Source organism: Pseudomonas sp. B6001, from assembly GCF_013386015.1.
Lineage (GTDB): Bacteria > Pseudomonadota > Gammaproteobacteria > Pseudomonadales > Pseudomonadaceae > Aquipseudomonas.
In genome coordinates, this window is sequence record NZ_JACAOX010000063.1 from 1 (window position 1) to 2,775 (window position 2,775).

Genomic DNA, 2,775 nt, shown 5'->3' on the forward strand with positions numbered 1-2,775 from the left:
CGACGTCGAAACCGTCTACGCGATGACGGTGCACAAATCTCAGGGCTCTGAATTCACCCACACCGCACTGATTTTGCCGGACGCCTTGAACCCGGTGCTCACCAAAGAGCTGATCTACACCGGCATCACCCGCGCCAAGGACTGGTTCAGCCTGATCGAACCCCGGGGTGGCGTATTCGAAGAGGCTGTGAGCCGCAAGGTGAAACGCTTGAGTGGGCTGATGCTGGAACTGGGCACTTGATCGTCAAAGAAGCTGACCGATGGGACATCTAAATTTTCTGATCCAAATGTGTGATTTTTCTTAATAAAATGTCGGAATCCTCCTGGGTGTCACCTCGGGGGTTTTCCGCCGTTGTGCTATCGTTGCGGCATCATCCCGAGAAGATCAAAGAGAATCGCTGCATGAACGTGGCTGTCTCGCCCACAGAGCGAAGTTTGAGCTGGAGACGAATGCTGCTGTTGGCGCTTCTGTGCGTGTTCACGCCCCTCGTTTTTGCCCAGCCGCCTGCCGGCATGGCCGATCAGCGGGCCAAGGCCGTCACCCAAGTGGTCCTGGGAATTCTCAGTTACGCCCGCTGGCCGGTAGAGCCCGCGCAATTGCGTTTGTGCATCGTCGGGCCAACCCAATACACCGATGACCTGGTCAAAGGCACCACCCAGGCTACCGGCCGTCCGGTAGTGGTGCAGCGTTTGCTGGCCGACCATCCAGACATCGCCAATGCCTGCGATGCCGTGTACATCGGCCAATTGACCAGCGACGAGCGCAGCCGCCTGTTCGCGGCATTGATCGGCCATCCAGTGCTCAGCATCAGCGAAGGCGGCGACCAATGCACCGTGGGCAGCCTGTTCTGCCTGCGGGTAGCCGACGAACAGGTGTCGTTCGAGGTCAACCTGGATTCCGTTGCCCGTAGCGGTGTGCGCATTCATCCGAGTGTGCTGCAGCTGTCCCGACGTCGAGCGCCGGGGTCATGAGTGTCGATAAGGCGCCAGTGCGTCCTACCTTGCGTTCAGTGATCGGGCGCGGGCACCTGAGCCTGGCGCTGATGGCCGTCAGCATGGCCAGTATCTCCCTGACCCTGCTCGGCGTGCTCGCGCTGCGGGTGTATGCCGACCACAATCTGCACCTGATCGCCCGCTCCATCAACTACACCGTGGAAGCGGCCGTGGTGTTCAACGACAGCGCGGCGGCCACCGAGGCGTTGGGCGTGATCGCCTCTGAGGAAGAAGTGGCCGAGGCGGAAGTCTTCAACGTCGACGGCAAGCAACTGGCCCATTGGGAGCGCCCTGAAACCGGGATGCTGTCGATGATTGAGCTGCAGTTGGCGCATGCCCTGCTCGAACAACCCATCACCCAGCCGATCCTGCACCAGGGCCAGGTCATCGGCAGCGTGCACCTGACCGGCCACGGCGGCAGCCTGTTGCGCTTCCTGCTCAGCGGCCTTGCCGGGATTCTGGTGTGCACCGCCCTCAGCGCCTGGGTTGCACTGTACCTGGCGCGGCGTTTGTTACGCGGCATCACCGGGCCGTTGCACAGCCTGGCCTCGGTGGCCCACGCCGCCCGAAGCGAGCGGGCCTTTGACCGACGCGTACCGCCGGCGAAAATCGCCGAACTCGACAGCCTGGGCAATGACTTCAATGCCCTGCTCGACGAACTGGAGGCCTGGCAGACCCACCTGCAAAGCGAAAACGAAACCCTCGCCCACCAGGCCAGCCACGACAGCCTGACCGGGCTGCCCAACCGTGCGTTCTTCGAAGGTCGGCTGATCCGCGCCCTGCGCAGCGCCGCCAAGCTCAACGAGAAAGTAGCGGTCTTGTTCCTCGACAGCGACCGCTTTAAAGACATCAACGACAACTTTGGCCACGCCGCCGGCGATGCGGTATTGGTGGCAGTGGCTACGCGCATTCGTGCGCAACTGCGTGAAGACGACCTGGTGGCACGCCTGGGCGGCGATGAATTCGCCATCTTGCTGTCGCCTCTGCACCGACTTGAGGACGCCCAGCGCATTGCCGAAAAAATCATCGCCAGCATGGACGCGCCCATTGCGCTGCCCGGCGACGCCCACGTATTGACCTCACTCAGTATCGGCATCGCCGTCTACCCCGATCATGGCGCCACCCCCGGTAACCTGCTCAACGCCGCCGATGCGGCGATGTACCAGGCCAAACGGCTTTCCCAGGGTGGCCAGCAAACGGCGGAATCGGAGTCCCCCGCCGCCGACGTTCAACACAGGAGTTGATCCCTTGTTCTCGACCGCACGCTTTTTATTCATCACCTTGCTCGTGGCTCTGCTCGCCCTGAGCGGCTGCCAGACCCCGCCGCCAAAAGGCCTGACACCGGCGCAAATCGCCGTGCTCAAACAGCAGGGTTTTGAACTGACTGACGAAGGCTGGGCCTTCGGCCTCTCGGGCAAGGTGCTGTTTGGCAGCGACGTCGAAAGTCTGAATGCCCCCAGCACCGAGATCGTCCAGCGCATCGGCAAGGCGCTGCTGGGCGTGGGCATTGAGCGCGTGCGGGTCGACGGCCACACCGACGCCTCGGGCAAGGAAACCTACAACCAGCAACTGTCCCTGCGCCGAGCCAAAAGCGTCGCGCACGTGTTGGCAGGCGTTGGGATGAAAGAAGAAAACGTACAACTGCGCGGACTGGGCAGCAGCGAGCCGGTGGCGTCCAACGCGACAGCGGCGGGGCGCACCGAGAATCGCCGGGTGTCGATTGTGGTGATTGCGGACTAGTCTGGCTTTCGGGCAATTCGAGTTGGAATGCAATCAATGTGG

At 62.2% G+C, this 2,775-nt stretch carries 4 protein-coding genes; all 4 read left to right on the plus strand.

Annotated features, from left to right (window positions below; all coding sequences use genetic code 11):
- Window positions 1-241 (plus strand): ATP-binding domain-containing protein (locus tag HX821_RS31540; protein WP_177037390.1); only part of this gene is annotated, 241 nt, incomplete at its 5' end.
- A gap of 161 nt (window positions 242-402) precedes the next feature.
- Window positions 403-972, plus strand: coding sequence for a YfiR family protein (locus tag HX821_RS31545; RefSeq protein ID WP_032898591.1), 570 nt, complete (start codon window positions 403-405; stop codon window positions 970-972).
- The gene (locus HX821_RS31550) at window positions 969-2,237 is read left to right on the plus strand and encodes a diguanylate cyclase domain-containing protein (RefSeq protein WP_003214191.1); all 1,269 of its coding nucleotides are present in this window, start codon (window positions 969-971) and stop codon (window positions 2,235-2,237) included. Before HX821_RS31545 ends, HX821_RS31550 begins: the two co-directional genes overlap by 4 nt.
- 4 nt (window positions 2,238-2,241) lie before the next feature.
- The gene (locus HX821_RS31555; RefSeq protein WP_003214188.1) at window positions 2,242-2,733 is read left to right on the plus strand and encodes an OmpA family protein; all 492 of its coding nucleotides are present in this window, start codon (window positions 2,242-2,244) and stop codon (window positions 2,731-2,733) included.
- Window positions 2,734-2,775 lie beyond the last annotated feature (42 nt).